Raw genomic sequence first — 25062 nt, forward strand, 5'->3', positions numbered from 1 at the left:
GCCACGCATTGCATCTGTCAGGTCCTTGAAGGACACCACCAGCCGCGATATCACAATTTCAGGGTCCGTCGTGCCATGGGGTTTGCGTCGGCCAACGCACCGCCCATGGAGGCCCTGCCGGCCCCACCTCAATCTTTCTCAGCGTCCTGCTAGAGCAGGACGGCCCCATCGGTATCGGCATAGGAACGCGCCCAGGACGCCGCCGCCCGCGACAGGGAGGCGATCCGCTCCGGCTGTCGCAGCAGATCAACAACGGCGCGCGCCAGTTCGTCTGTGGTGCCACCCACGATCAGCCCCTGCTCTGCGGAACACGGAATGCCTTCGGCCCCAACCGGCGTGGTGACAACCGGGACCCCGGCGGACAGGCACTCCAGAACCTTGATCTTGACACCGCCCCCGAATTGCAGGGGAAGCACGGCCAGATGCAACGACCGCAGGACCTCTCCGGGATCGTCCACGAACCCGGTCACCTCAACCTTCTCCTTTGGGAACTGGCCGAAGGATGCCGGGGGATGGGCACCCGCGATCTTCACTTTCACAACCGCGCCCTGCGCCTCAATGGCCGGCAACACCGTGTGGACAAGGGTCCTGGCGGCATCGACATTTTCCATTCTCGAATAGGCCCCCCAAAAACCCAGAATCGGAGTGCCATTGAATTCGGCCGAACGACGAGAATAAATCTTGAAACTGAGCTTGGAGACTCGGCAGTGTTCTTTCAAGGAGCTATCAAGCTTTTCAAGCAATTCCATATCTTTTTCTGAAGGAATAAATATTCTATCCATACACCCGAACGCCCGCGCCTCCCATGTTTTCAGCCGTAGGAATTCGATTTTATAAAAAATCCGCTTCAACCAGTTCTCGGTCTGTGATTTGCGAAAGCTTGTCTGGTGGTAAATATCATGGGCATAGGTCGTGAATTCTGCCCCCTCGAACAAATCAGCATAGCTTGCCATGTGATGCCATTCAAAGTGAACCCGATCGAACGAATGTATTGACATCAATTTCCGAATATATGCGCGGCATTCATGCGATGCGCGCGCAGCTACTGTCATCGGCAAAAATGGATTACGCAGAATCCACGCCATGCGGCGGGGGATATCGACCTTAAACAGCTTGACGGAAGCACACCGCTCTAACAATGGCTCTACATTCCAGTCCGCCGAAATATTACCGCGGAATCCAACGAAATGAACTTCGTATTTACGCGTTAGTACGTCCAAATGACGAAAGGCGCAAACATGTCCAGCTTCGGTCGCATTCAGCGATGGCATATGCGCAGACAAAAAAAGTAGCTTTTGCTTCATGCTAATTCTGCTCTCGCATTCAAAATCACCAAAACGCCCTGAAGAGCAGAGAATCCATTTTCCGCCACTATTTTCAACGCGAATCTGCCCCATCCAAGGCCCGACCAGCCAACGCCATGACAGGAGCGTCGGATCCGGCATCGCCCTGGAGCCGCCGACTTCCATGCCACGCCTGTCCAAATCGACGGGCGCTTTCGAGCCCCGCCTACATCGAGCGCATCGCCGCGTTTTCGGAACTCACCGGCAGCCGGCGGCGGCGTGAGATCCGCGCCCCCGGCGCCTTGGATAGCGACGCGGTGCGGAAGGAGGTCCCGCGCACCATCACGCGCCGGAACTGAATAGTCACGGCCGACGCGGTGAACATCCTGGAGCCGCGGCCAGCACGCATCAGCCCCGGCCCCCAGCCCCGTCCGCCGCCGGGAAGGCATCAATTGGAGAAGACCGGGAGATCCAGCATACGCAACAGATACTGCCCGTATTCAGTTTTCCGCAGCATATCGCCCGCTTTCTCGACCTGCCCGGAGGAGATCCACCCCTGGTGATACGCGATCTCCTCCGGGCAGGCGATCTGCAGGTTCTGTCGATCCTGTACAGCGCGGACGAACTCCCCCGCTTCCAGCAGTGATGCATGCGTGCCGGTGTCGAACCAGCAATAGCCACGGCCCAGACGCACCACCTGACAATCACCCCGCTCCAGATAAGCGTTGTTGATGCTGGTGATTTCCAGTTCGCCGCGGGCTGACGGCACCACATCCGCGGCGATATCGACTACATCGTTGTCATAGAAATAGAGACCCGTTACCGCCCAGTTAGACCGTGGCCGCGCGGGCTTTTCCTCAATGGTGAGGGCTCGCCCCTTGGCATCAAACTCCACCACCCCATAGCGTTCGGGATCACGCACGTTATAGGCAAAGATGCAAGCACCCTTCTCCAGGGCGGCAGCCTGCGACACAGCCTGACTGAAGTTATGGCCGTAATAGATGTTGTCACCCAGGACCAAAGCGCATGTATCTTGGCCGATAAAATCCCGCCCGATGATAAAGGCCTGCGCCAAGCCATCCGGCGACGGTTGAACCGCATAGGATAAATTCAGCCCCCACTGCCCGCCGTCCCCCAACACCCTTTGGAAGGCCACTTGATCGTGCGGAGTCGTAATCACTAAAATATCCCGAATTCCCGCCAACATCAAAGTAGTCAATGGAAAATAAATCATTGGCTTATCATAAATCGGGAGCAGCTGCTTGCTGACGCCAATTGTAATTGGATAAAGCCGGGTACCAGATCCACCGGCAAGAATGATACCCTTCATTTCAGTTATCCTTTTTATCTTGCCGCTTTTCCAAGCCCAATCGATCGGCGCGGTACCCCCCGCTCAGGATCGCCTCCCACCATCCACGGTTTTCCAGATACCAGCGCACGGTCTCGCGCAGCCCGGTCTCAAACGTGTGGCGCGGACGCCATCCCAGATCCCGACCGATTTTGGCGGCATCAATGGCATAACGCCGATCATGCCCAGGGCGATCCGTCACAAAGCGGATCAGTGACCGGCGGGGCGACTGGAGCGGGCCAGCCAACTCATCCAGCAGATCACAAATGCCATGAACGACCTCGAGATTGCTCTTCTCGTTATGACCGCCAATATTGTAGCGAGCACCTGGAGCCGCGGCGTCCAGCACCAGCCGCAGCGCAGCCGCATGATCCTCCACATGCAGCCAGTCTCGGATATTATCTCCCGCACCATAGACCGGAAGATTTTCACCCTTAAGGCCCTTTAGCACCATCACCGGAATCAGCTTTTCCGGAAACTGGTAGGGGCCATAGTTGTTCGAGCAGTTGGTCATAACCACCGGGAGACCAAAGGTCTCTTGCCAAGCCCGCACCAGATGATCAGATCCGGCCTTGGTCGCAGAATAGGGGGAATTGGGAGCGTAGGGCGTATCTTCGGTAAAAGAGCCGGCATCCCCCAGGGACCCGAACACCTCATCGGTGGAGACATGGTGGAACCTGAACCCCTCCTTCTTTGCCCCGTCCGGCAGGGTTCGCCAGTACGCCAGGGCTTCCTGGAGCAGGGTGAACGTGCCGACAACGTTGGTCTGGACAAAGGCGCCCGGCCCGTCAATCGAGCGGTCAACATGGGATTCCGCCGCCAGATGCATGATCGCATCCGGCTGCTGTTCGGCCAGGACCCGCCGGACTTCCATCGCATCGCAGATATCAACCCGCTCCAGACGATGGCGTGGGTGCGTGTCATAGCCAGGAATTGAAGACAGGTTCGCCGCATAAGTGAGCTTATCGAGCGTCACGATGCGAAAATCAGTTTCCGACAAATACTGACGCACCACCGCCGAGCCGATAAACCCGGCGCCCCCAGTTACAATAATCGTCCGCATCCAAACGACCCCCTCTCAGTCCCCGTCCGCCGCTTACAGCACAAGCATGCGTACATGTCGACGTCGATTATAGCCAGTCCCCCGGAGTGTCCAGAGACCACATGTCGAAACAGCCCTTCCCCTGGAGAATCGGCGGCCTGGGGAAACCTTGCCTGGGCATTTCTGCCCCCCCAACCCGACGATTTTCATTCGGCCTGGTGGCGCCAGACAGGCGTCACTGCTCCATCCATATACACTGCGCACGGGGCCCTGCGAAGCCATTCCCTGAATTGACCTGACGAGGTTTGGCTTGCCCTGCCAAGCCGGGTTCCCGTACATAACTGCCCTGGCCAAACCGGTCGAAAGCCATTCCCAAGGGCGGAAACCCGAGAATGTCATTGAGCACCGCATCCTATCAGGCTGACGCACAGATCTCGCACAAGGCGTCGCCGGGAAGCGTCGGCTTTACGGTATTTTTCTTCTTTTCCTTTTTGACCTTGTGTACTCGAGGCGTTTTTGAAGTGGCGGCGGGGAAGATTGTCGGGTACGGAACACAGTTTGCGCTGTGGACCATATTCACCCTGTCGCTTTTGCTTTTTTTTAAAGTAAAAACGACACCTCACCTTCGATATAGCGTTGTATTTACGTGCATATTTGGAATATCATCTCTAATATCAGCAATACTCACAATGGAAAGAGATGGGTTTGTTTTTGGAATAGTTGGAAGTTTAATTAATATTTATATTCTTTATTTGTTTATTGTCGGTTGTGGATTTGAAATTTATGCGATATCGGCACGCAGAATCCTTCTTGTTCTGGCGTTTGCCGGCATCGGCATGACGGCAGTGGCACTGCTGCAGTTGGTCGGCATCGCAACCCTGCCCGGACAGTCCATGTTCCGACCACCCTCGACGACGGGCAGCTATCTGCATTTCCCCTTGCTGGTGATCATCATTGCCGGATGTCTGGCGCAGGGGGCCATATCGCTGCGCAGCCCCCTTTATTTTCTGGTTGCCCTGTTCTGCATTGTCGGACTGGCCGTCAGCGGCTCACGTTCCGGGGCAGTCGTGCTGCTGGGAACCATCGGCTTTTATTCGATGATGCAGTTTTTTCGACTGTCCTGGCGCCTGCGCGTACGCTTCCTGCTCGGCTGGTGCCTGTGCATAACCGTCGCCGCCATTGTCCTTGCGACACTGTACAATGAGTCGGAAAGCCTTCAACGCATAGCCCAGTTCGGCAGCCTCCAGGAAAGCGGAAACTCTTCAAGAATTGAAACCTGGACCTGGGTAATAAATCACTGGCTGGATACGCAGTTCTTCTTTGGAGAATACACAGGACAAGTCGGCAATGCCGTCGGCAACCTATCCGATGGAGACCAAAGGGTCGCAGAATCCGGCGTCCTTCAGCAGCTTATCAATTTTGGCATTTTTGGAATGCTGTCTTTTTATATGACTATATTTGCAGTATACCCAAGCCTTAGCAAAAACCACCTGATACTTCGCTCCTTGTATATTTCAGCACTGATCCAGACGTGTTTCTATCAATCCACAGAGGTCTTCCCCTATATGGCGCTCCTTGCTTTTTTACCGATCTTCTCAAGAGCGCTGGCGCGGGACGTCGAATCAAAGCAGCGACCGAAAGCCCCTTGACGGGATTGTGGCCGGGATCCACAGAAGGGCTGGCATTCGGCTGCGGCTGATCCATGCAGAGGACGCTTTACCATCTATAGCGTTCCGGCGGGGAAGTGGCATGCGCAGTCCAAGTTCATGAACTCTGCGAAGCGAGACGGGCTTCCAGTCCCGGCAACAAGAGGAATTGCAATGTCCGAACGTATTCTGGTTACTGGTGGGGCCGGCTATCTCGGCTCGGTTCTGGTTCCCCAATTGCTGGCTGCCGGCAAGAGCGTGACCGTCCTCGACCGCTTCCCTGACGGCCTGCCCCATCTGGCGCCTTGCTGCGCCTATGAGGGGTTCGAGGTTGTGAAAGGCGATGCTCGTGACGAGCGGATCCTCAAAGATCTGGTGGCCAAGGCTGATGCGGTGATCCCCTTGGCGGCCCTGGTCGGGGCCCCGCTGTGCGCCCAGGATGCCATTGGTGCCACCACCATCAATCGCGATGCCATCATCACCCTGGTCCGTCTGCTGAGCAAGAATCAGAAGATCGTCTATCCGACCACCAACAGCGGCTACGGTATCGGCGAGAAGGGCAAGTTCTGCGACGAGACCACTCCGTTGCGGCCCATCTCGATGTACGGCACCACCAAGTGTGACGCAGAAAAGGCGGTGCTGGATTCCGGAAACGGCATCACAACACGCTTGGCCACGGTCTTCGGCGTTTCCCCGCGCATGCGTGTCGATCTGCTGGTGAATGACTTCACCTACCGGGCAGCCACCGACCGGGCGGTCCTCCTGTTCGAAGGCCATTTCAAGCGGAACTACATCCATGTCCGTGACGTGGCCAAGGCCTTCATGCATGCCCTGGACAATTACGAACGGATGAACGGCGAGCCGTACAATGTCGGCCTTTCCGACGCCAACCTGTCGAAGATCGAGCTTTGTGAAAAGATCCGCGAGCATGTGCCGTCCTTCGTATTCGTGGAAGCCCCGGTGGGCGAGGATCCGGACAAGCGGGATTACATCGTCTCGAATGCCAAGCTTGAGGCGACCGGCTTCAAGCCCGACTGGAGCCTTGACCGCGGCATCACCGAGTTGCTGAAGGTCTATCAGATGATCAACAACCGGCGCTTCAGCAACGTCTGACCCTCAGATACGGACCGGCCCGGCGACTCCGGGCCGGTCCTTGATGAGGACTCCCCGCCCCTTCCGACGTCTGCCCAGGCTCTTCCATGCTGACCCAGGCCATGATTCTCTGTGGGGGCCTTGGCTCCCGCCTCGGCTCGCTGACGGCGAAAACCCCGAAGCCGCTGCTCCCGGTGGCCGGTGCGCCCTTCCTGGACGTTCTGCTGCTGGAACTTGCACGCCACGGCTTCCGCGACATCATCTTTCTGGCCGCGTTCGAGGCACAGCAGATTGAGGCCTATATCGAGGACCACCCGATCGCCCGTCAGTTCGGGCTGTCCTTGTCACTGGTGGTCGAGCCGGAACGGGCGGGGACCGGTGGGGCCATTCATAACGCCCGCGACCGGATCACCGGTGATTTCCTGTTGATGAACGGGGATTCCTGGTTCGATATCAACCTGCTGGAATTCCTACGCCAAGCGGCGAATCATCCGGCCGCACCCGCCGTCCTGGCGCTGCGGCATGTTGCCGATGCCTCGCGCTCAGGTGTCGTCACCCTGGATGGCGACCGGATCAGCGAATTCCTGGAACGTCCGCCGGGTCCCGGCCCCGGTCTGGTGAATGCTGGTATCTATGTGATCCGGCCGGCTCTGCTCAATCGGCTGCAGCCGGTCTGCTCCTTCGAGCGCGACATCCTGCCGACACTGGCGGCGGAAGCCAGCTTGGCGGGATTCCGCCACGAAGGCTACTTCATCGACATCGGCATTCCCACCGACTATGAACGGGCCCAGACGGAGATTCCGCAGCGTCTGCGGCGCCCCGCCGTTTTCCTTGATCGTGACGGGGTGATCAATCACGATGATGGCTATGTCGGCAACTGGGACCGGTTCCGTTGGATCGAGGGGGCTCCCCAGGCCATCGCCGCTCTGAACGATGCGGGCTTTTCCGTTTTTGTCGTCACCAACCAGGCTGGAGTCGCGCGCGGCTACTACGACGAGTCCGCCGTTGGCACGCTGCACGCCAGGATAAACCAGGAACTGCGGAATTTCGGTGCCCATATCGATGATTTCCGCTATTGCCCACACCATCCTGACGGCGATCTGCCCGGCTATCGCCAAACCTGTTCCTGGCGCAAGCCAGAGCCGGGTATGTTGCAGGATCTGATGGCGCATTGGAGCGTCGATGCTGCCCGCAGTTGCATGATCGGCGACAAGGATCTGGATGTCGAAGCGGCCCGGCGGGCCGGAATTCCCGGTCATTTGTTCACAGGCGGAAATTTGCGGCAGTTCATTTCCACCCTGGGCCTGATTCCGGCGGCGACCTGATATTTAAGGCATATTCACGTCCGTCTGCTCTTGCCTTGCCGGGGTCCATTGCCTCTCCGGACTAAGGGACCGCTGTCCATCCGAAGACCGCCGGATCTGTGCGATGGCAGAGTCGTGGCCAATGCCGTCCTGGCGCAGCACGATATAGGCCTGCAGCACAGCACCGAAGGACACGTCGTGCCCCGTGCGCTGGCCTGAGTCGAGCATGAGGTCCGCCAGGATGCTCTCGGGGCAGCGCATCTCCCCCCGCTGTGCAAGGAAGTCCTCCACCTGGGCCAGCCTGTTCGCGATCATCCGCCGGGATTCCCGGTAGACCCGCGTTGCCGCATCCAGCCTCTCCGCCAGCAGGGCCTCGCGCCCATCTCCAGCGCAGGGGCGCCGGTCCGCCAGCCAGCGGGCCGGGGATTGCGGATCGTCCGGTGCCAGCCAGGATGGGAGCGTCTGCTGCTGCGTGGCGGACGGGCCGGCCGGCGCCGGCGCCGGTGGATCGTCACAGGACAGCAAGACCAGGACGGCAGCGGCGAGGCAAAACCGCGAGCGGCGGCCGGCCACGCTATGCCCTGCCCGCCCGCGGGCTGCTGCGAGCCTGGGGCGGAATGGTGAAGCGCTGGACGGCTTTGTAGATGAGGTCCGGCAGCGTCTCGGCCTCCAGCTTCGATTTCAGGATGGAGCAGATGTTGGCGATGGTCTTGTAGCTGACGCCCAACTCGTCGGCGATGGCGCTGTAGGACCGCCCTTCGGCCAGAAGACCGAGCACATCCGCCTCCCGACGGGTCAGATCCCGCAGGTCCGGCCGTTCATGCAGGCGGGAGAGCAGGGCGACCTCCATGGCAAGGTCGGGGCCGATGAAGGGCTGTCCGGCCTTCACCGTCGTGAAGGCCCGGTCGATCTCGGCGGGTGGCGCGTCCTTGTGGATGTACCCCGTCGCCCCGGCCGCCAGCGCCTTGCGCACGATGACGGGGTCGTCATGCATGCTGAAGATCAGGATCGGCGTGTGCTTGTCCACGCTGCGGAAGCGGCGCAGGAAGCCCACGCCGGCCAGCCGGCGCCGTCCGATCGACAGGTCCAGGACCAGGATGTCGGGGAACGTCCTGCGGTAGATCCGGAACGCCTCCAGCAGGCAGGAGGTGGTGAAGACCTGTCCGACGCCATGGCTTTCCACCAGCCGCCGGAAGCCCTGGAGCACGATGGGATGGTCATCAATGATCAGAACACCACTCATGGAACATCCCCTTCGCCGCAGCGCTGTTGACGTGGCTGTTCACAACCCCCGCTGCTCGCTGATCCGGTTGCCATCCACCGGCAGCACAATCTCCGTCATGGTCCGGTCCCCGATCCGTGTCGGCGGTGTCCACTCGCCCCGCAGGGCACGCAGACGCTCGGACAGGCCGGACAGGCCATAGCCCGGCTTGACCGGCAGGGCGATTCCGGCCGCACCGTCATCGGTGACACGGGCCCGGACCAGGGTTTCGCCCCGCCCTCCCCGCTCCTGCGCCAGGATGATGACGATATGCCGGGCCTGCCCATGGCGCAGCGCATTCAGCACACTTTCCTGAACGAAACGGTGGACGGTCAGGTCGATCAACGCGCCATAGGGGACCGGCCCCGTCGTCGCCTGCAGTTCGATGCGGGCATCGGGGGTGATGCGCTGCATCGTGGCCACGATGTCCTCGACCAGTTCGGCCACCGGCACCTCGCCCAGCGACATGGGTTGCAGGGTCGAGATGATCCGGCGCGTCTGTTGCTGAACCGCCTGTGTCATCTCCGCCAGCGTACCCAGCCCGTCCCGGAGCCCGCCCCGGTCCGGTCCCTTGCCGTCCTGCAGGGAGCGGCTGAGACTTTCGATGACGGTCCGCAGGCCGAACAGATGCGGCCCCAACTCGTCATGCAGATCATTGGCGATGCGCCGCCGCTCCGTATCCTGCGTCACCAGCAGCCGGCGGTTGAGATCGCGGTTCTCCGCTTCCTGGTCGGCCAGCCGCTCGGCCAGTTCATTGAAGCGGTCGGCGATATAGGCCAGTTCGGGCACGGCCAGCCGTCCGATACGGACATCCGGCCGGCCGGTACCGAGGTGGCGCATCTTCTCCGCCACCATCAGCAGCGGCGAGAAGATGCTGTTCAGCCCGATAACAGCACTGCCGACGACCAGCGCCGACGACAGGGCCAGCAGCAGAAGGACGAAGCGGACATCCCCCCAGACCTCCAGGATCTCGTCATGGGCATGGCTTTCCAGCACCAGCGTCCAGGAGCGGTCCGGGGGGCGGTCCTGGACCATGACGGGGAACTCGGCCCGCAGCGTGGGAACATCGATCAGGCTGGCGAACCATAGCGGCACCGCCTCATCGCCGGTGCCGGCCGGAATCAGGGGCGGCTGCACGGGAACCGTCTCCCCCCCGGGGCCGACGGCATAGATCCGGACATGGCGGGGGGGAACCATATCCGGGGGCAAGGCCGTGGGTGAAAAGGGGAGCCCTGCGGGCGTGGCCCGGTCCATCTCCCTTTCCCTGGACTGGAGATAGTGACGTGCCAGACCAAAGGATGCGGTCACCTCCCGTTCCACCGCCGTCCGGGCATTCACCAGCAGACCCACGGCCATCAGGGTCCAGACCAGCAGGCCGAAGCCGCTCAGACACAGGATGACCCGGACGCGGAAGCTCATTCCCAGTCGGCGGGCCACATGCTCCCGCCGGGACCGCCCCTGCCGCACGGGGCCGGACAGCCAAGACGCGCTGATGGACATGGATGGCGTTCCCCCCACAGGCACCCTTCCAAGCGAGCCTTTCCAAAGGCGCCATCAGCGTATGGTGATGCGGGGCGAAGACACCAGCAATTGGGCTAAGGTAGCATGCCTGCCGGCACCGTGGCGATCTGCCGGGGACCGGCCGCCATCGGCAGTTCGGTGGTGGCCTCTGTCCGCAGATCGACCAGTGTAACTGTATCGGAGAACCAGTTGGCGACCACCGCCCGGCCGCCGTCGGGCTGGACCACGACCCCCTCGGGATAGCGGCCAACCCTGACGCTCCCCACCACCGCTCCCAAGTTTCCATCAACCCGGACCAGGCGGCCGCGCTCCTGGTCGGTGACCAGAACCTCGCCGGTTCCCGGCACCACCGCAACCCCGTAGGGCATGCCGCCAACGGGAATGCGGGCCGCCTCCAGCCCGGCGGCGAGATCCACCACCGACAGATCGCCGCTGCGGATATTGGCCACGAACAGTCGGGTTCCATCGGCGGACAGGGCGGCGGCGAACGGAGCCTGCCCCACGGCAATCGTTGCGATGCGGACCGGCGCCGCAAGATCGACAACCGACACGGCATCACTGTCACGGTCGATGCTGTAGGCCCGGCCGCGGGCGGCATCGACCAGAACCGCGGACGGCGCCCTGCCAACGGAGATGCGCTGCGGCGGCCGGTCACCTGCCACATCCAGCAGCAGCAGGGCATCGCCGCTCCAGTCGGAGACGAGCAGACGCCCATCGGGGACCAGGGCCAGTCCGAAGGGCTGGCCCCCCGTGGCGATCTCCGTCACCACCCGACCGGCGGACAGGTCCACCACGCTGATGCGACCGAGATCAGGATGTCCGACATAGGCGGTGCCCCCGTCCGCAGTGAGGGCGACACCGGCGGGGGCCGCCGCCAGCGGAATCGTCGCGCACGGGGCCGGACGGTCCGGCGCCGGAACGGTCAGCCCCAGAACGGTCAGCCGTGCCGCCCCCTGGCTGACCACGGCAAAGGCGGGCGCGCAGCCGGCGGCGGCGGCCCCGGGCAACAGCAGGGCGGCCACCAGCAGCAGGACTGGCACAGCGGGCGACACCGGCCTTATTCCATGGCCTTGGCCAGACCGGCCAGACCGGTCTGGAAGAACCGTGTCATGGCGGTGACCGCCGCCTCGTCCGACAGCTCGGGCGGCGGTTCGTTGGTGGTGTCTCCCCGATAGAAGCGGCCATCCCAATCGACGCGGCAACCCCGGCCGTCCTCGGAGCGGGTGACGCCCATGCGGGCCGTATAGAAGCTGACGGGCAGCGCCTTGAGATTCTCCACCGACAGCCGGTAGCTGAGGGACTGGCTGGTGCCATCGACATCGTCCAGCCGCTCCGTGATCGTCTCGCCATTCTCCAGCGTCAGCTCCCGCGTGCTGCCCGGCGCGCTGGCGCCACTGGCGCGGACGGCCCGGACGGCGCTGTGCCATTGCCCGATGGCGCCGAAATCCTTGAGCTTCGTCCAGACCAGTTCGCACGGCGCCCGGATATCGACATGCTCCGCCACCTTCTGCGGTGTGGGGCCATGCGCCGAGGCCGGAAGCGGCGCCAGACCCGACCCGGCCAGCGCGGTGACGAACAGCAGTATTCGGAAGGAGGACACGGGAACACCTCTTGCCGTTGGAATTGCAGACTGGAAGACGGACGGCCGCCCACCGCCGGGGGACCGCATACGAAGGTACGAGAGCAGCAGCGCCAGCAGGGCGGCGGCACCGGGCAGGGCCGAAAGATCCCGCATGGCCGGCACCGCCAGGGGGCGTGCCTGGGTCCGGATGGCCTGGACCAGGGCATCGGCCGTTTGCAGGCGGGCATAACCCAGGCCGAAATGCCGGGCCAGCAGCCGGAGATGCTCCTCCCGCAGCTGTGTCAGATGCTCACTGCCGGCCCCGGCCTCGCCATAGGGGTTGTTGCGGGGATGCCAGCCGGGGCGGCCGGCGGCATCCGGCGGCGGCGCACCCGTGCGGGACTCGTGGGGCACATCGGTGGCGGCATAGACGCCGATCTCCCGGCCGCGCTCGTCGTATTTCGGAATCGGCACCGGCGCCGCCCCGCCGACACCGATCAGCAGCCCGGCGCCCGGTCCCGGATGTACCGGCGGTCGCCAGTCCCAGGGCAGCGGCGGCGCCTCCTGGCCGTCGGTCAGGAAAAGGATGTCGGAGGACTGCGCCGCGGCGAGATCCAGCCCATCCCGTACCCCTTCGGCGATGCGGCTGTCCCCCTCCCAGGCCATGCGCCAGTCGAGTCCGCGGATCGCATCGGTCAGCGGGGCGAAATTCTCGCAGACCTCGACGGGGGTGAAGAGGGAGACGCTGCGCCGCTCGGTGAAGATGGCCAACCCCACCCACGACCCGCAGGGCAGCCGGGCGACCACCTCCGGCAGGACCGTGCGCACCCTGTCCAGCCGGCTGACCGCCGCGTCACCGCTGCGCTGGTCACGAGCATTCATGCTGCCGGTGATGTCCACCACCACGGTCAGGCTGTAGGTGATGCGCTCTCCCGGCAGGCTGGGCCGCAGCGATGCCAGCAGCGCGGCCAGAAGGCTGGCGGCCAGGAGCAGGGAGCGCAGGGCCGGAAAGCGCCCCCGCCTCACGGCAGCCCTCTCGGCCGGCCGGGAAGATCGGTCCAGACGCTCATGGGCTTGGCATCCTCGTCCGGCTCGCCCTGCTGCCGCGGGAAGTCGCGCACCAGCCGCATGGCCAGATCCAGATTGAACTTGGCATCATAATCATCCGGCACGACAGCGAGCGCGCGCCGGTAATGGTCCTTGGCAACGCGGATATTGGCCGCGGCATCATCGATCTTCTGCGCCTCCATGGCGGCGAAAGCCGTGCGCAGCCGTCCGTTGCCCAGATTGTAGAGCAGCATGGCCAGGCGCTGCGGCTGCTGCCGCTGCTGCATCGGCTCGATCAGGGCTTCCGCCTCTTCCACCCGGCCTCGGTCGAGCAGGAAAGCGGCGCGGGCCAGAAGCAGGTCCGGACGGGCGGACTCCGGCACCGGCCGGTCCTGTCCGGCGGCCAAGGCCAGCACCTCCGCCCGGGTGCGCCGCCCGTCCCAGGCCTGCCAGCCGAACAGGCCGGCGGCCAAGGCGAAACCGGCAGCCAGCAGCCCCAGCAGCAGGCTGCCGGGATCGGAGGGACGGAACGGAGCGGGGCGGCGGGCGGGGTTCATCGCCGCTCCCATCGGGACCGGACCAGTGGGAGGCGCCCGGCGCCGGCCGGAACCAATGTCCGCTCGGCCAGCGCCGCCAGCAGCAGCAGGCCGGTGAAGACGGCCGCCAGCCGATAGAACAGCGGCGCCAGATCCCGTCGCGGCAGCATCTCGCGATAGGTGATCGGCTTGGCTTCCAGCCGGTCGATCTCGGCGATCGCATCCGCGACCGCCTGCGGGCTTTGTGCCTCCAGGGCGCGATAGGGCACACCCAGTGTCTGCAGGAACAGGTGCAGGTGGCGCTCCGGTCGGGTCTGCGGCGTATCGGCGGTGCCATCGGCCGGTGCGTCCTGCAGGCCGTTGCTGCCCCTGGAGCGGATGAACAGCCAGTAGAGATTGACAGGCATGCGGGCGAAGGCGCTGCGCAGCATGGCCTGCACCTCGCGCTCGATGACGCCCGCCCCGTCGGAGACCAGGATCAGCGCCCGGGATTCACCGGCGGTCCGCTCGTCGAACAGGCCGATGGCCAGGGCAAGCCCGCGGCCCACATCGGTATAGGCGAGGCCGGGCCTATCCATGGCGGAAATGGCGGCGCGCACGGCGTCGCGGTGGTCGGTCATCGGCAGGATGCGCAAGGGAGCGGTCGAAAACGCCGCCACACCGATACGGTCGCGTGGCCGGCGGTTGACGAAGTCGAGAAGCAGCCGCTTGGCGGTGGCGGATTTCGCCTCCTCTCGCCCGTCGGGCTGCTGGTCGGCGAAGCTGTTGTCCATGCTGGACGACCGGTCCAGCAGCAGGACGATATTGGCCCCGGTGCCCTGGCGCGTCACCGTCTGCCCACCGCCGACCGGCCCGGCCAGCGCCAGGATGAGGCAGGCTCCGGCGCAGAAACCGGCAGTCCGCAGCCCCAGATCCACCAGGCGGGACAGCCCGTCCGGCGGCACCTGATCGAGGGCCGGATGGTCGCTGGCCCGGTACGGCCACCGCAGCAGTGGCACGGGCAACAGCACCAGCAGCAACAGGACCCACGGATGATCCAGCGTCAGGGACAGCGGCAGGGCTGGGTGCAGCGGGATCATGGCCGTCCCCGTTCGGCCCGGGCCAGACGGCGGGCAAGGCCGGCCAGGGCGGCGGTGGAGGAGCGGGCGAGCGCCTGCTCCGGGGCTCGGCCGAAGAACAGGCTGCGCGATGCCGTGAAGAAGCCGGCGATCTCCGCCGACAGGGGCCGGTATTGCGGGCGCACAGCCAGGAATCCGGCCACATCCGCGGCGACGAGGCGATGACCGGAGGCACGGTCGAAGGCCCGATGCAGCGCCAGGAAGGCCGCCCGCTGCGCCTCCGCCCCTGCCCCGCGCCGGTTCAGGCGGCGGATGGCCGCCGCCGCCGCAGCGAACGGACGATCGGGCCGGGCGAACGGTCCCCAGGCCCGGTGCCGGGCCAGGAGCAGCAGGGCCACCAGGGCCAGGCCAGCCGACAGGGCGGCCCGCCACTCCTGGGGGCGGACATTGATCACGGCCGCGACAGCGTCCGGCTTCATAGCCTCCGGCCGGCTCGACGCCATGATCTCACGCAGCGGCGAGGTGACGAAGCTCCAGGCCGGAACGGTGACGCTGAGGCGCTGCCCGTCGCGCACGAACGCCAGGGTGCGCGGGGGAATGGTCATGGCCCGCGGCTCCAGCGGGGCATAGAAGGTCTGATAGGTGAACTCGATGCGGTGGAGGCGGCGCCCGTCCCGCCCCTTCTCGTCCACGACCGTCACCCCGCGCAGATCGAGCCAGTAGTCCAACGCCCCCGGCTGTGGCAGCGAGGCAGGATCGATCCGGAAGCCCTGCTCCAGCAGCACCGTGGCCCGCACCGGGATGACATCCCCGATCCACCAGCCATGGCTATGCGCCGGTGCCAGGATGGCCTGCTCCGCCGCCGTGGCTGACCGCGGCGGAGACAGCAGTAACAGGGCCAGCAGGGACAGGACGGGCGCGGCCGGCGTCATGCCGCCCCCCCCTGGTCCCCCAGGGCGTCGAACAGGGCATCGACATCGATCTGATCGGTGATTTCGATCGGGGCCAGACCATGCTCGATCAGCGTGCGCCGGACCGCCTGCCGCTGCTCGTCCGCCGCCGCCCGCCAGCGTTCAGCCACGGACGGACGCATCAGCATCAGCCGGCGGCGGCCGGTTTCGAGATCGTGCAGGGTCACCAGCCCGAAAGCCGGTGATGGCGCATCGATGGCGCTGTCGCGCAGCAGAATCGGCCGGACATCGTGAATGGCCAGCTTGTCCAGCACCAGGTCCAGCTGGTCGCGGGGAAAGGTGAAGTCGGACAGCAGCAGCACGATGGAGCGGGCGGCGGGCAGAAGATCCACCGCCTCCAGCAACCCGGCCGCTCCCGCCCCCTGCGGCTCGACGGCGGCGGTCAGCGCCGCGACGGTGGCCGCAGACCCGCGCCGCCGCAGCGCCGGCAGCAGACTGTCGGGAAACACGCGCTCCCCGGCCAGGATCAGGCCGAAGCGGTCGCCGGACCGCTCGACGGCCGTGGCCAGACCGATACAGAGCGCCCGCGCCAGATCGGCCCGTGACGTCCGCCCGACCGAACCCATGGAGCCGGAGAAATCCACCAGCAGGATGACCCGGGCATCCACGCTCTGCTCGACATCCCGCACCCAGAGGGTGCCGAACGGATCACGGGCCGAGGCGCGCAGGTCGAGACGGCGCGGGTCGGGCCGGTCCAGCAGGGGCACAAGCCCGGTGAAAGCGCCGCCGGCACCGCTGGCACGGCTGCGATGACGCCCGGGCCGGGCGCCGAACAGACGCCCGCGGACGCGGTAGGCGATGTCGGCGAAGCTGTCGGCCAGTCTGTCGCTGTCCATGGCGGTCCCCTCAGCGCGGCGTCGGCACGGCATCGAAGACGGCCCGGCAGAGCGCGGGCATGATCTGCTCACGCCGCGCCTCGTAGGCCGGTGCCAGGAAGAGCCGGTGCGCCATCACCGGCACGAACACCAGCCGCAGATCCTCCGGCACCACATAGTCGCGCCCGTCCAGCCAGGCCGCCGCCCGTGCCGCCCGCACCAGCGCCGAGACACCACGGGGGCTGGCACCGCCGATCACCAGCCGGTCCATGGCCACCCCGGGAAGCGAAATGCCGTGGCGATGGGGAAATTTCAGCGCCTCCCACAGGGCGAAGGTATAGGCCTCCACCTCCTCGCCGGCCTGGACATGATCCTGGATGGCGGCGGCGACGGCATTGAGCCGGCGGAAATCGATGACGGCATCCGGCAGGCCGGCGATCAGCCGGTCGGCATCATGGAACCGGGGGCTGAAGGCCAGTTGCCGGCGCAGATGCGGATCGGCGGGCGCCTCGATGCCGATCTCCATGAAGAACCGGTCCCGCGCCGCCGCCGGCAGTTCGAAGGTCTCCTCCCGCTCCACCCGGTTGCGGTCGGCGAAGACCAGAAGGTCGGGAAAACCGTAATCCTGCTGGAAGGCACTGACGCTGCGTTCCGCCATGATGCGCAGCAGCAGCGCATGCACCTGCGGCCGGGCCCGGTTGATCTCGTTGAAGAAGAACACGGCCAGATCCCCGCCCCGGCGCAGGATCGGCCCCGGCTGGATGCGCGGCCGCCCGTCCTCGGCCACGAAGGCAGAATACAGGATGTCGTTGGGCATCAGGTCGATGGTGCCCTCGATCCGCTCGAACGGCCCGCCGAGCGCGCGGGCGACAGCCCGCAGCAGGGTGGTCTTGCCGACACCCACATCCCCCTCCAGCAGCACATGCCCGCGGCAGAAGACAGCAAGAACCAACAGCCGCAGCGCCTGCGCCTGACCGATGACCGCCTGGGCGACGGTCTGCTCGAAGGCCAGCGCCTGCTGGCGCCAGTGGGCGAGGTCGATGACCGGCGGTACCGGACCGGGAACCACGGGATCAAGGGGAGGATCGGAGGGCAAACGCATCGGTCCCATGCAGCAGACGGGCCTCGGGAAAAGGGGACGAGATGCCGCCCGTGCTGATGACACGGGCAGCATCTTCCGCCGGCAGGGCGCCGGTCATTTCGGGATCTTGGAGACGTCGTAGACGAAGCTGCCGGTCTTCTTGAGATGCGCCACCCGCTGGGCATTGCGCTTTTCCATGGCGGCGATGGACTGCGCCTGCTTGTTCAGCTCCATCGGGTCATGCTGGGGATCGTATTTCGAACCCTGGATCTTCTCGGGATAACCCGGCTTCGGCTCCCAGCAGTTTCCCGGGGCCTTGCATTTGGTGCCGTCATAGGCCAGGGCGCCCGGCGCCAGTCCGGCGACAAGGATCGCCGCCGCAACAGCAAGATATGTCCGCATGATCGCTGCTCCTCCCACAGGGTTATGGTTGAAAGATCGATCGACGGCCGTCATTCGGCCGAGGCCGTCGTCTTCGGGAAGGGTTTGAAGCCTTTCCGCTGTTCCGGCGTCAGCCAGATCGCCGTGTCCGGGGCGCCGGTGTAGAAATGCCGGACCCAGCTCATGCCCAGCAGCATCTCGTCCAGGGTCAGATGGCCGTATTGCGGCCCCATCTGGCCTTTCGCACCGCCGAAGACCGTCCGGAACAGCCCGGCATCGGTGTCGTTGCCGGGATAGGTCCAATAATCGTCGTTCAGGCCGGGGCCGATCTTCCCTTCCCCGACGTGACCGTGACAGCCGGAACAGGCGGTCAGGTAGATCTCCTCGCCGCGCTTCAGCGTCGCCGGGTTTTCATTGTAGATGTTGACCCCGGTTGCCAGGAACGTCTTCACCGCCTCCGTATCCTTGCCTTCGGGAAGCGCGGAGCTCAGATCAAGCGTCTCCCCGGTGACGACATTGAAGAGCTGGATGTCGGCGACGGCGGGAAGCGACAACGCGATTGCTGCGGCGGCACAGGCCAGACCGTAGACTCCCTTTTTCTTCATTGCTTCGTCCTTCTGCGAAGGGGCATCAGCTGCCCAGGGGCAAGAGGGGGATGCCTTCCTCCTCCAGGATGCGGCGGATGTCGGCGCGCACCTTGGGCAGGGCCGCGTTGATCTCGGCCAGCAGGGAGGCATCGTCCTTGCGCACCCCGATGGCCTGGGCATAGTGCAGCGGCACGATCTTTCCGTCCGGCCGGGGGATGTCGTTGTCGATGAGCTGCATGCGCACCGGCACGCCGGAGGCCTTGACATAGCGGGCCACGTCGGGGGCGAAGGCGATGGCAAGATCGGCCTCGCCGCTGGTGACTTCGCTCACCAGCCGGGCGGCTTCGACATTGTTGTAGCTGTTCCGCCGCGACTGGAAGTTGATCAGGCTGTACAGGTAGGCGGCATTGTCCTCCCATTTGCCCGTATATTTGAGGATGGTCTCTCCCGGACCATGGAAGCGGATGGCGAAGCGGCCGAGATCCGGCCGGCCGGCATCCTCCCACTTCGTCCCGGCAAACTGCCGGTCCTCGCGGCTGACGAAGACATAGCCGGTGCGGTAGATGGCATCGGTGGTCAGCATGCGCTCGTCATCCACATCGACACCGACCACCACATCGCAGGCACCGGCGTTGAGAGAGTCGCGGACCAGATAGATGGCGTACTTGTCGGTGAAGACGAACTCGGCCTTGCGGCCCATGGCCTTGGCCAGGCTGGCGGCGATCCGGTTCTCGAAGCCGGTGCCGTCGCCGCTGGAATAGGGCGCCTCCTTCGTCGAGGCACAGATGCGCAGGGCCGGCTCCTTCGCGGCGCTCGCCGCCAGGGCGGCCGAACCGCCGGTCAGGATGGCACTCAGGGTGGTGGTGACGGCAAGGCCGGCAAGCCATCGCGCACGCAGGACGGGCGCACTCATGGATCGGGTCCTCCACTGGGCAGGGTGGGCGCTAAGCTGAAGCAACGGTTGGGCGGGGATTGGGCGGCGGCTGTGCAGGGGCCGGCGGGGCGACGGCCGGTGCGCGGAGCACCGCCGTCGCCCCCTTCCCGACCGTCAGCCGCCCTTGCGGGGCGCCCATTCACCAACGTTGATGTCCTCGGTGTACGGGCTCTTGCCATCCAGCGAGAACACCATCACGCCGCCCCCCATCTGCGTGTAGTTCGCCAGCTTCTTGAAGGCGCCCACGGCCCCCAGACCGGCGGTCGGGTCGGTCAGGTCGAAGACCAGCCCCACACCGGGCCAGCCACCCACCCCGTAATTGATGGCCACATACTGCACGCCCTTGTGCTCATAGGTCATGGGATGGCCGATGACGCCGGAGGGCAGCTTGAACTTCCACAGCAGCTCGCCCGTGTCGGCATTGCGGGCCTTGATGAAGCCGTCCAGCGTTCCGTAGAAGACCAGACCGCCCGCCGTGGCCATGGTCCCGCCCCAGACGGCGAAACGCTCCATGACCTCCCATTTGTAGCCGCCGGTGATGGCGTTGTAGGCCTTGACCTGCCCCAGCCCTTCATAGCCCTGACGGTCGCCCTTCGGCCCCGGATACATGTCGAGCGTGGCGCCGACGAAGAACTGGCCGGCCCGGTAGGGCAGCATGAACGGTTCCCAGTCCATGCAGATATGGTTGATGCCCATGAAGAACAGGTTGCGGGCGGGATCGAAGCTGTCGTGCCCCTGGTTGTGGTAGCCCATGGCGGAGGGACAGATATCGCGCCCCTTATGGTCCATGCGGGTGCCGAACTCCGGGTCACGCTGCGGCAGCCCGGTATCGAGCCGGACCTGTTTGACCCAGTTCACCGTCTCGTCCAGCTTATCGGCGGAGATCAGGTCGCCGCGTTCGCGGTCAAGCGTGTAGACGATGCCGTTGCGGTCGGGATGGGTCAGCAGCCTGCGGTCGCGGCCATCCTTGTCCTTCTGTTCCGACAGCATCATGACGTTGACGCCGGCATAGTCCCATTCGTCGTGGGGGGTCTTCTGATAGCCGAACTTGGCCAGTCCGGTGTCGGGATCGCGGCCCCAGATGGTCATGGTCCATTTGTTGTCGCCCGGCCGCATCGTCTCGTTCCAGGGCGCGGGATTGCCGGAACCGTAATAGAAGAGATCGGCCTTGGGGTCGTAGGCATACCAGCCCCAGTTGGTGCCGCCGCCGATCTTCCAGGCCTCGCCTTCCCAGGTGTTGGTGCCAAGCCCCTTCTGGCCGAAATGCGGGTTGTGGATATTGAAATCGTCGGCCAGCAGCAGTTCCTTGTCCGGACCAGTGGCATAGGCGCGCCAGACCTGCTCCCCGGTCTTGACGTTATAGGCCGTGACATAGCCGCGGACACCCAGTTCCGCGCCGGATGAGCCGACCAGGACCAGATCCTTGACGACATAGGGCGCGATGGTCAGGGTGGAGCCGACCTTGATGTCGGAATTCTCCATCTTCCAGCGCTCGGCGCCGGTCTCGGCATCCAGCGCCACGATGTGGCCGTCCAGCTGTGTGCGCAGGATCAGCGGCCCCACATCCTTGTCGCCCGGCCAATAGGCCAGACCGCGGTTGACCACATCGCAACAGGCCACCGCCCGCGCCGTCGGGTCCTGCTTGGGCTTGTTCTGCCACAGGATCTTGCCGGGCTGGTCCAGCGACAGGGCGAAGGTGGTGTTGGGATAGGGGGAATGCACGTACATCTTCCCGCCAACGACCAGCGGCGTGCCCTCATGGCCGTGCAGAACACCGGTGGAGAACGACCAGGCGGGCCGCAGCTGCCTGACATTGTCCCGGTTGATCTGCGTCATCGGGCTGAAGTTCTGTTCGCTGTAGGTCCGGCCGGGCAGTATCCAGTTCTCATTGCTCTTCGACAGCTCGACGAGCTTGTCATTGGCCTGGACCTGGGATGATAGAAGACAGACTCCACCGGCGAGAAGAGCTGCAACAGCGGCGTGTGACGCCGCAGTCCTGGGCAGACTCATCAGATTTCCTCCCCATTGTTTGTGATCTGTCCGCTCGGTTATTGGAGCGTCAGTGGCGTTCGCCCGCGATACGACGGTCCTCTCGGTGTTTGCGCCTGGGGAATCGGTGACATGGGGATGCGGGGAGTGTCTAGAGCACTATTCCGGGAGTATTCGGGAACTAGTTCCCGACTGCAGAAGGGGTGTGCATTCTTATATGTGAATACCGCCGGATGCTCGCCCCTTCGGCCATGGCAACGGGCTGCCGCGGCAAGGGGCATGCTTGTGAAGACACCGCGGATACGGTGCAGAGGGTGAGTACAGACGGGGACGACAAAACCGGATTTTTCGGGAGGGCATGAACGTAAAATGAACAAGGCCGCCGGATTTCTGTCCGGCGGCCTGTCCTGGGTCCGGGCGGTGTGCCGCCGGCCGATCAGAAGGAGATCTGCGCCCGGGCGGTCACGGTCTGGCCGTCATCCTTGCCGACGAAGCTGCCGACGCGGTTGTCGGTTTCCCACAGGATACCGTTCAGCATCAGCCGGATGAAGTCGTTGAGGTACCAGTTGACCCCCGCCGTCGCGGCCCAACCGTCGCCGCGGCTGGCCGCGTCGCCGAAGTCCAGATGCTCGTAGCGGGCCGTCAGCTCCCAGGCCCCGATGCCGCCATCCAGGACGGAGGCCTTGACCTTCGGCTTGCCGAAGGCGCCGGTGCGGGTGCTCAGCGGCGGCTTCTCACCGGTGACGAACCAGCCGGCCGACAGGCTGGCGGCATCATAGGTGGCGTCAGGCTGCGCCGAAAGCCTGACTTCGCGCTGACCGGCCTCCGCCATGGCCCAGACCGGCCCGGCATAGCCGCCCAGTTCCGCGCCATAGCCGAGGCTGCCGGCCGCATCCAGCAGCGGCCCGCTGCCGATGCGCAGATTGCTGTTGAAGCGGCCGCCGATGGCGGTGTTGCGCGTGACGGCCAGGTGGGCACTGTCCGGCAGGTCCTCCTCGAAGGCCCAGAGACCCAGATGCAGGGCGGCGGTCTGGGTCACCACCGGATTCCAATGGCCGCGGGCCATCAGCACGAAGGCGTCGCTCTGGCTATGGTCGCCATCCACGTCGTTGCCCGTGGCGCTGACCGAAACGTGCCAGCCCTTGCCGAACAGGCGGCCCATGGTGCCGACGCCGAAGAAGCCCCGCTGCGGGATGATGGCGGTGGCGACCACATTGCGTTCCAGGAACGGGGTGGCGTCCGACGAGGTGGAACCATCGACGCTGCGGTCGTTGAACAGGTTACCGACACGGGCATCATAGCCGAGGTCGCCCATCTTGCCGCGCCAGCCCAGATAGGCCGCGACCACGTCGATCTCGTTATCGGCGAAGTCGGCCTCGAACTGGTAGAAGAAGTGGGCGCCGATCTCACCCTCGGCACCCAGGCGCAGCGCGCGGGTGCCGGTGGTGGTCAGGTTGCGCGCGTCATAGCGGGAGCCGCTGGTGTTGTTGACATCCACCAGCACGCGGCCACGCGGCTTGAAACTCCAGGAGCCGTCCTCGCTGGTGAGCGTGGGGGCACCCTCGCCCCACACGGCCTTGATGTCGGCACTGCCGGCGGACTTGGCCGGCGCGGGTGCCGGCTTGGCGACCTTGCCTTCCACCGTGTCCAGCCGGGCACGCAGATTGGCGATCTCCTCCGCCTGGGCGCGGACGAGACGCTCCAGCTCCGTTGAGGAACTGGTGCTCTGAGCGAGTACGGGAGAGACAAGACAGGCCAAGGGCAGGGCACACCCCGCCAGGAGCAGGTATCGACGCATGGGTCGTTCCTCGGAATGACGTTCTTTGATGGATGGGGGACGGAACCGCCCCACGCCATCATTGCCGCCAGACCTGTCGCGGTTCTGTCATCTCCGCGGCCGCGAGGACTGATTACTTGCCGCTTTGCCGTCGATCCCCTTGCCCACCCGCGCCATCCTGTCGCGGCCGACCGCGGGCCGGGCACGCAGCATCGGCATGGCGAAGGCAGGAAAAGCCGCAAACCGTTGGGATGGCCTGAAACGCCAACGGCCAGCCCGGTCGGGGACCGGGCTGGCCGTTGGCTGTCGCCACCCTACCGGGTCCCGATGAGCCGAACCCATCGGGACCTGGCATGAGCCGTGGCCGTCCATCGCGGAGGATGGACGGCCGATGGCCTTACATGTGCTCGTGGAAGGTGCGGCTGATGACGTCGAGCTGCTGCTCGCGTGTCAGCTTGACGAAGTTGACGGCATAGCCGGAGACGCGGATGGTGAGCTGGGGATAGAGCTCGGGATGTTCCATGGCGTCGAGCAGCATGTCGCGCTTGAAGATGTTGACGTTGACATGGAAGCCGCCGGCGGCGGCGAAGCCGTCGAGGCAGTTGGCGAGGTTTCGGGTCCGTTCGGCCTCGGTATGGCCCATGGCGTCGGGGGTGGCGGAGGCGGTCCAGCTGATGCCGTCGAGGGCGGAGTCGTAGGGCAGCTTGGCCACCGAGGCGCCGGCGGCGACGAAGCCCTTGCGGTCGCGGCCGTTCATCGGGTTGGCCCCGGGGGCGAAGGGCTCGCCGGCCCGGCGTCCGTCCGGCGTATTGCCGGTCTTCTTGCCATAGACGACGTTGCTGGTGATGGTCAGCACCGACTGGGTCGGCATGGACTTGCGATAGAAGTGCGGCTGGGCCGCGACCTTGTCCATGAAGGTCTTGGTCAGCCACACCGCGATCGTGTCGGCGCGGTCGTCATTGTTGCCATAGGCCGGGTACTCGCCCTCGATCTTGTAATCGACGGCGCGGCCGGACTCGTCGCGGATGACCGAGACCTTGGCGTATTTGATGGCCGAGAGGCTGTCCGCCGCCACCGACAGGCCGGCGATGCCGCAGGCCATGGTGCGCAGGATGTCACGGTCATGCAGCGCCATCTCGATCCGCTCGTAGGCGTACTTGTCGTGCATGTAGTGGATGGTGTTCAGCGCCTTGACATAGGTCTTGGCCAGCCAGTCCATCATCTTGTCGAACTTGGCCACGACCTCGTCATAGGACAGCACGTCGCCGGTGATCGGCTCGAAGCCCTTGGCCACCACGGCGCCCGACTTCTCGTCCACGCCGCCGTTGATGGCGTAGAGCAGGGCCTTGGCCAGGTTGGCGCGGGCGCCGAAGAACTGCATCTGCTTGCCGATGCGCATGGCCGAGACGCAGCAGGCGATGCCGTAATCGTCGCCCCAATGCGGCCGCATCAGGTCGTCGTTCTCGTACTGGATGGCGCTGGTGTCGGCCGAGACCTTGGCGCAGAAATCCTTAAAGCCGCGCGGCAGCTGCGTGCTCCACAGCACCGTCAGGTTCGGCTCCGGGGCCGGACCCAGATTGTACAGGGTCTGCAGCATGCGGAAATTGTTCCGGGTCACCAGCGGACGGCCGTCCATGGCCATGCCGCCCAGGCACTCGGTCACCCAGGTCGGGTCGCCGGAGAACAGCTGGTCATATTCCGGCGTGCGCAGGAAGCGGACAATGCGCAGCTTGATGACCATGTCATCGATCATCTCCTGCGCCTGCTCTTCGGTCAGGACGCCGGCCTCGATGTCGCGCTGGATGTAGATGTCCAGGAAGGTGGAGAC

22 protein-coding genes are annotated in these 25062 nt (G+C 64.8%); 3 read left to right on the forward strand and 19 right to left on the reverse strand.

Annotated elements, in window-relative coordinates; all coding sequences use genetic code 11:
* Positions 1 to 149: 149 nt before the first annotated feature.
* The 3 genes from DK368_RS20290 to rfbB form a co-directional block, all read right to left on the reverse strand.
* Entirely contained in the window at positions 150 to 1469 is a 1320-nt protein-coding gene (locus DK368_RS20290) for a glycosyltransferase (protein ID WP_114395809.1), read from the reverse strand.
* Positions 1470 to 1731: 262 nt separating this feature from the next.
* Complete coding sequence (rfbA, locus tag DK368_RS20295) at positions 1732 to 2613, reverse strand: glucose-1-phosphate thymidylyltransferase RfbA (RefSeq protein ID WP_205028325.1); 882 nt, start codon at positions 2611 to 2613, stop codon at positions 1732 to 1734.
* Between the two features lies 1 nt (position 2614).
* A complete protein-coding gene (rfbB, locus tag DK368_RS20300; RefSeq protein WP_114395811.1) occupies positions 2615 to 3694 on the reverse strand; it encodes a dTDP-glucose 4,6-dehydratase in 1080 nt (359 codons plus the stop codon).
* Positions 3695 to 4065: 371 nt separating this feature from the next.
* Here rfbB and DK368_RS20305 point away from each other — a divergent pair, with 371 nt between their 5' ends.
* The 3 genes from DK368_RS20305 (at position 4066) to DK368_RS20315 (ending at position 7736) form a co-directional block, all read left to right on the forward strand.
* Positions 4066 to 5322 carry an O-antigen ligase family protein gene (locus DK368_RS20305; protein WP_114395812.1) on the forward strand — a complete coding sequence of 419 codons (1257 nt, stop codon included), beginning with the start codon at positions 4066 to 4068 and terminating at the stop codon, positions 5320 to 5322.
* A gap of 171 nt (positions 5323 to 5493) precedes the next feature.
* Positions 5494 to 6432 (forward strand): NAD-dependent epimerase/dehydratase family protein, encoded by a 939-nt coding sequence (locus DK368_RS20310; protein WP_114395813.1) that lies wholly within the window; start codon positions 5494 to 5496, stop codon positions 6430 to 6432.
* Between the two features lie 86 nt (positions 6433 to 6518).
* Positions 6519 to 7736, forward strand: a complete 1218-nt coding sequence (locus tag DK368_RS20315) for an HAD-IIIA family hydrolase (protein ID WP_114395814.1) — start codon at positions 6519 to 6521, stop codon at positions 7734 to 7736.
* A gap of 3 nt (positions 7737 to 7739) precedes the next feature.
* Here the strand turns inward: DK368_RS20315 and DK368_RS20320 are convergent, their stop codons facing one another.
* From DK368_RS20320 to DK368_RS20400, 16 genes are all read right to left on the reverse strand, one after another.
* Positions 7740 to 8288: a hypothetical protein gene (locus DK368_RS20320; RefSeq protein WP_114395815.1), complete on the reverse strand. Its 549-nt coding sequence runs from the start codon at positions 8286 to 8288 to the stop codon at positions 7740 to 7742.
* A gap of 1 nt (position 8289) precedes the next feature.
* Positions 8290 to 8958 (reverse strand): response regulator transcription factor, encoded by a 669-nt coding sequence (locus DK368_RS20325; RefSeq protein ID WP_114395816.1) that lies wholly within the window; start codon positions 8956 to 8958, stop codon positions 8290 to 8292.
* Between the two features lie 39 nt (positions 8959 to 8997).
* The gene (locus DK368_RS20330; RefSeq protein WP_114395817.1) at positions 8998 to 10476 is read right to left on the reverse strand and encodes a histidine kinase; all 1479 of its coding nucleotides are present in this window, start codon (positions 10474 to 10476) and stop codon (positions 8998 to 9000) included.
* Between the two features lie 95 nt (positions 10477 to 10571).
* A complete protein-coding gene (locus DK368_RS20335; protein WP_114395818.1) occupies positions 10572 to 11549 on the reverse strand; it encodes a YncE family protein in 978 nt (325 codons plus the stop codon).
* 5 nt (positions 11550 to 11554) lie between these two features.
* Positions 11555 to 13084, reverse strand: coding sequence for an SRPBCC family protein (locus tag DK368_RS21875; protein ID WP_205028327.1), 1530 nt, complete (start codon positions 13082 to 13084; stop codon positions 11555 to 11557).
* Positions 13081 to 13662 carry a hypothetical protein gene (locus DK368_RS20350; protein WP_114395819.1) on the reverse strand — a complete coding sequence of 194 codons (582 nt, stop codon included), beginning with the start codon at positions 13660 to 13662 and terminating at the stop codon, positions 13081 to 13083. Before DK368_RS20350 ends, DK368_RS21875 begins: the two co-directional genes overlap by 4 nt.
* A complete protein-coding gene (locus DK368_RS20355; RefSeq protein WP_114395820.1) occupies positions 13659 to 14720 on the reverse strand; it encodes a vWA domain-containing protein in 1062 nt (353 codons plus the stop codon). The genes DK368_RS20350 and DK368_RS20355 overlap by 4 nt, the downstream gene beginning before the upstream one ends.
* Positions 14717 to 15631, reverse strand: coding sequence for a nonribosomal peptide synthetase MxaA (locus DK368_RS20360; protein ID WP_114395821.1), 915 nt, complete (start codon positions 15629 to 15631; stop codon positions 14717 to 14719). Before DK368_RS20360 ends, DK368_RS20355 begins: the two co-directional genes overlap by 4 nt.
* Positions 15628 to 16506 carry a DUF58 domain-containing protein gene (locus tag DK368_RS20365; RefSeq protein WP_162306123.1) on the reverse strand — a complete coding sequence of 293 codons (879 nt, stop codon included), beginning with the start codon at positions 16504 to 16506 and terminating at the stop codon, positions 15628 to 15630. Before DK368_RS20365 ends, DK368_RS20360 begins: the two co-directional genes overlap by 4 nt.
* Positions 16507 to 16516: 10 nt before the next feature.
* A complete protein-coding gene (locus DK368_RS20370; protein ID WP_114395823.1) occupies positions 16517 to 17587 on the reverse strand; it encodes an AAA family ATPase in 1071 nt (356 codons plus the stop codon).
* A 93-nt stretch (positions 17588 to 17680) separates the two neighbouring features.
* Positions 17681 to 17968, reverse strand: coding sequence for a methanol dehydrogenase [cytochrome c] subunit (locus DK368_RS20375; protein WP_114395824.1), 288 nt, complete (start codon positions 17966 to 17968; stop codon positions 17681 to 17683).
* A 50-nt stretch (positions 17969 to 18018) separates the two neighbouring features.
* Entirely contained in the window at positions 18019 to 18552 is a 534-nt protein-coding gene (gene moxG, locus DK368_RS20380) for a cytochrome c(L), periplasmic (RefSeq protein WP_114395825.1), read from the reverse strand.
* Positions 18553 to 18577: 25 nt separating this feature from the next.
* Positions 18578 to 19447, reverse strand: a complete 870-nt coding sequence (gene moxJ / locus DK368_RS20385) for a methanol oxidation system protein MoxJ (protein WP_114395826.1) — start codon at positions 19445 to 19447, stop codon at positions 18578 to 18580.
* A 135-nt stretch (positions 19448 to 19582) separates the two neighbouring features.
* Positions 19583 to 21478 carry a methanol/ethanol family PQQ-dependent dehydrogenase gene (locus DK368_RS20390; protein ID WP_114395827.1) on the reverse strand — a complete coding sequence of 632 codons (1896 nt, stop codon included), beginning with the start codon at positions 21476 to 21478 and terminating at the stop codon, positions 19583 to 19585.
* 415 nt (positions 21479 to 21893) lie between these two features.
* Entirely contained in the window at positions 21894 to 23255 is a 1362-nt protein-coding gene (locus DK368_RS20395; protein WP_114395828.1) for an OprO/OprP family phosphate-selective porin, read from the reverse strand.
* A 376-nt stretch (positions 23256 to 23631) separates the two neighbouring features.
* Positions 23632 to 25062, reverse strand: a 1431-nt coding sequence (locus tag DK368_RS20400) for a pyruvate formate lyase family protein (RefSeq protein WP_114395263.1), incomplete at its 5' end; no start/stop codon positions are given.

Source organism: Oleisolibacter albus (assembly GCF_003336875.1).
GTDB classification, from domain to species: domain Bacteria; phylum Pseudomonadota; class Alphaproteobacteria; order Azospirillales; family Azospirillaceae; genus Niveispirillum; species Niveispirillum album.

Coding starts and splice junctions, on each gene's coding strand:
- DK368_RS20290 (WP_114395809.1), bottom strand. CDS start 1,469: ATGGAAGTCGGCGGCTCCAGGGCGATGCCGGATCCGACGCTCCTGTCA.
- rfbA (WP_205028325.1), bottom strand. CDS start 2,613: ATGAAGGGTATCATTCTTGCCGGTGGATCTGGTACCCGGCTTTATCCA.
- rfbB (WP_114395811.1), bottom strand. CDS start 3,694: ATGCGGACGATTATTGTAACTGGGGGCGCCGGGTTTATCGGCTCGGCG.
- DK368_RS20305 (WP_114395812.1), top strand. CDS start 4,066: ATGTCATTGAGCACCGCATCCTATCAGGCTGACGCACAGATCTCGCAC.
- DK368_RS20310 (WP_114395813.1), top strand. CDS start 5,494: ATGTCCGAACGTATTCTGGTTACTGGTGGGGCCGGCTATCTCGGCTCG.
- DK368_RS20315 (WP_114395814.1), top strand. CDS start 6,519: ATGCTGACCCAGGCCATGATTCTCTGTGGGGGCCTTGGCTCCCGCCTC.
- DK368_RS20325 (WP_114395816.1), bottom strand. CDS start 8,958: ATGAGTGGTGTTCTGATCATTGATGACCATCCCATCGTGCTCCAGGGC.
- DK368_RS20330 (WP_114395817.1), bottom strand. CDS start 10,476: ATGTCCATCAGCGCGTCTTGGCTGTCCGGCCCCGTGCGGCAGGGGCGG.
- DK368_RS20350 (WP_114395819.1), bottom strand. CDS start 13,662: ATGAACCCCGCCCGCCGCCCCGCTCCGTTCCGTCCCTCCGATCCCGGC.
- DK368_RS20355 (WP_114395820.1), bottom strand. CDS start 14,720: ATGATCCCGCTGCACCCAGCCCTGCCGCTGTCCCTGACGCTGGATCAT.
- DK368_RS20360 (WP_114395821.1), bottom strand. CDS start 15,631: ATGACGCCGGCCGCGCCCGTCCTGTCCCTGCTGGCCCTGTTACTGCTG.
- DK368_RS20365 (WP_162306123.1), bottom strand. CDS start 16,506: ATGGACAGCGACAGACTGGCCGACAGCTTCGCCGACATCGCCTACCGC.
- DK368_RS20370 (WP_114395823.1), bottom strand. CDS start 17,587: ATGCGTTTGCCCTCCGATCCTCCCCTTGATCCCGTGGTTCCCGGTCCG.
- DK368_RS20375 (WP_114395824.1), bottom strand. CDS start 17,968: ATGCGGACATATCTTGCTGTTGCGGCGGCGATCCTTGTCGCCGGACTG.
- moxG (WP_114395825.1), bottom strand. CDS start 18,552: ATGAAGAAAAAGGGAGTCTACGGTCTGGCCTGTGCCGCCGCAGCAATC.
- moxJ (WP_114395826.1), bottom strand. CDS start 19,447: ATGAGTGCGCCCGTCCTGCGTGCGCGATGGCTTGCCGGCCTTGCCGTC.
- DK368_RS20390 (WP_114395827.1), bottom strand. CDS start 21,478: ATGAGTCTGCCCAGGACTGCGGCGTCACACGCCGCTGTTGCAGCTCTT.
- DK368_RS20395 (WP_114395828.1), bottom strand. CDS start 23,255: ATGCGTCGATACCTGCTCCTGGCGGGGTGTGCCCTGCCCTTGGCCTGT.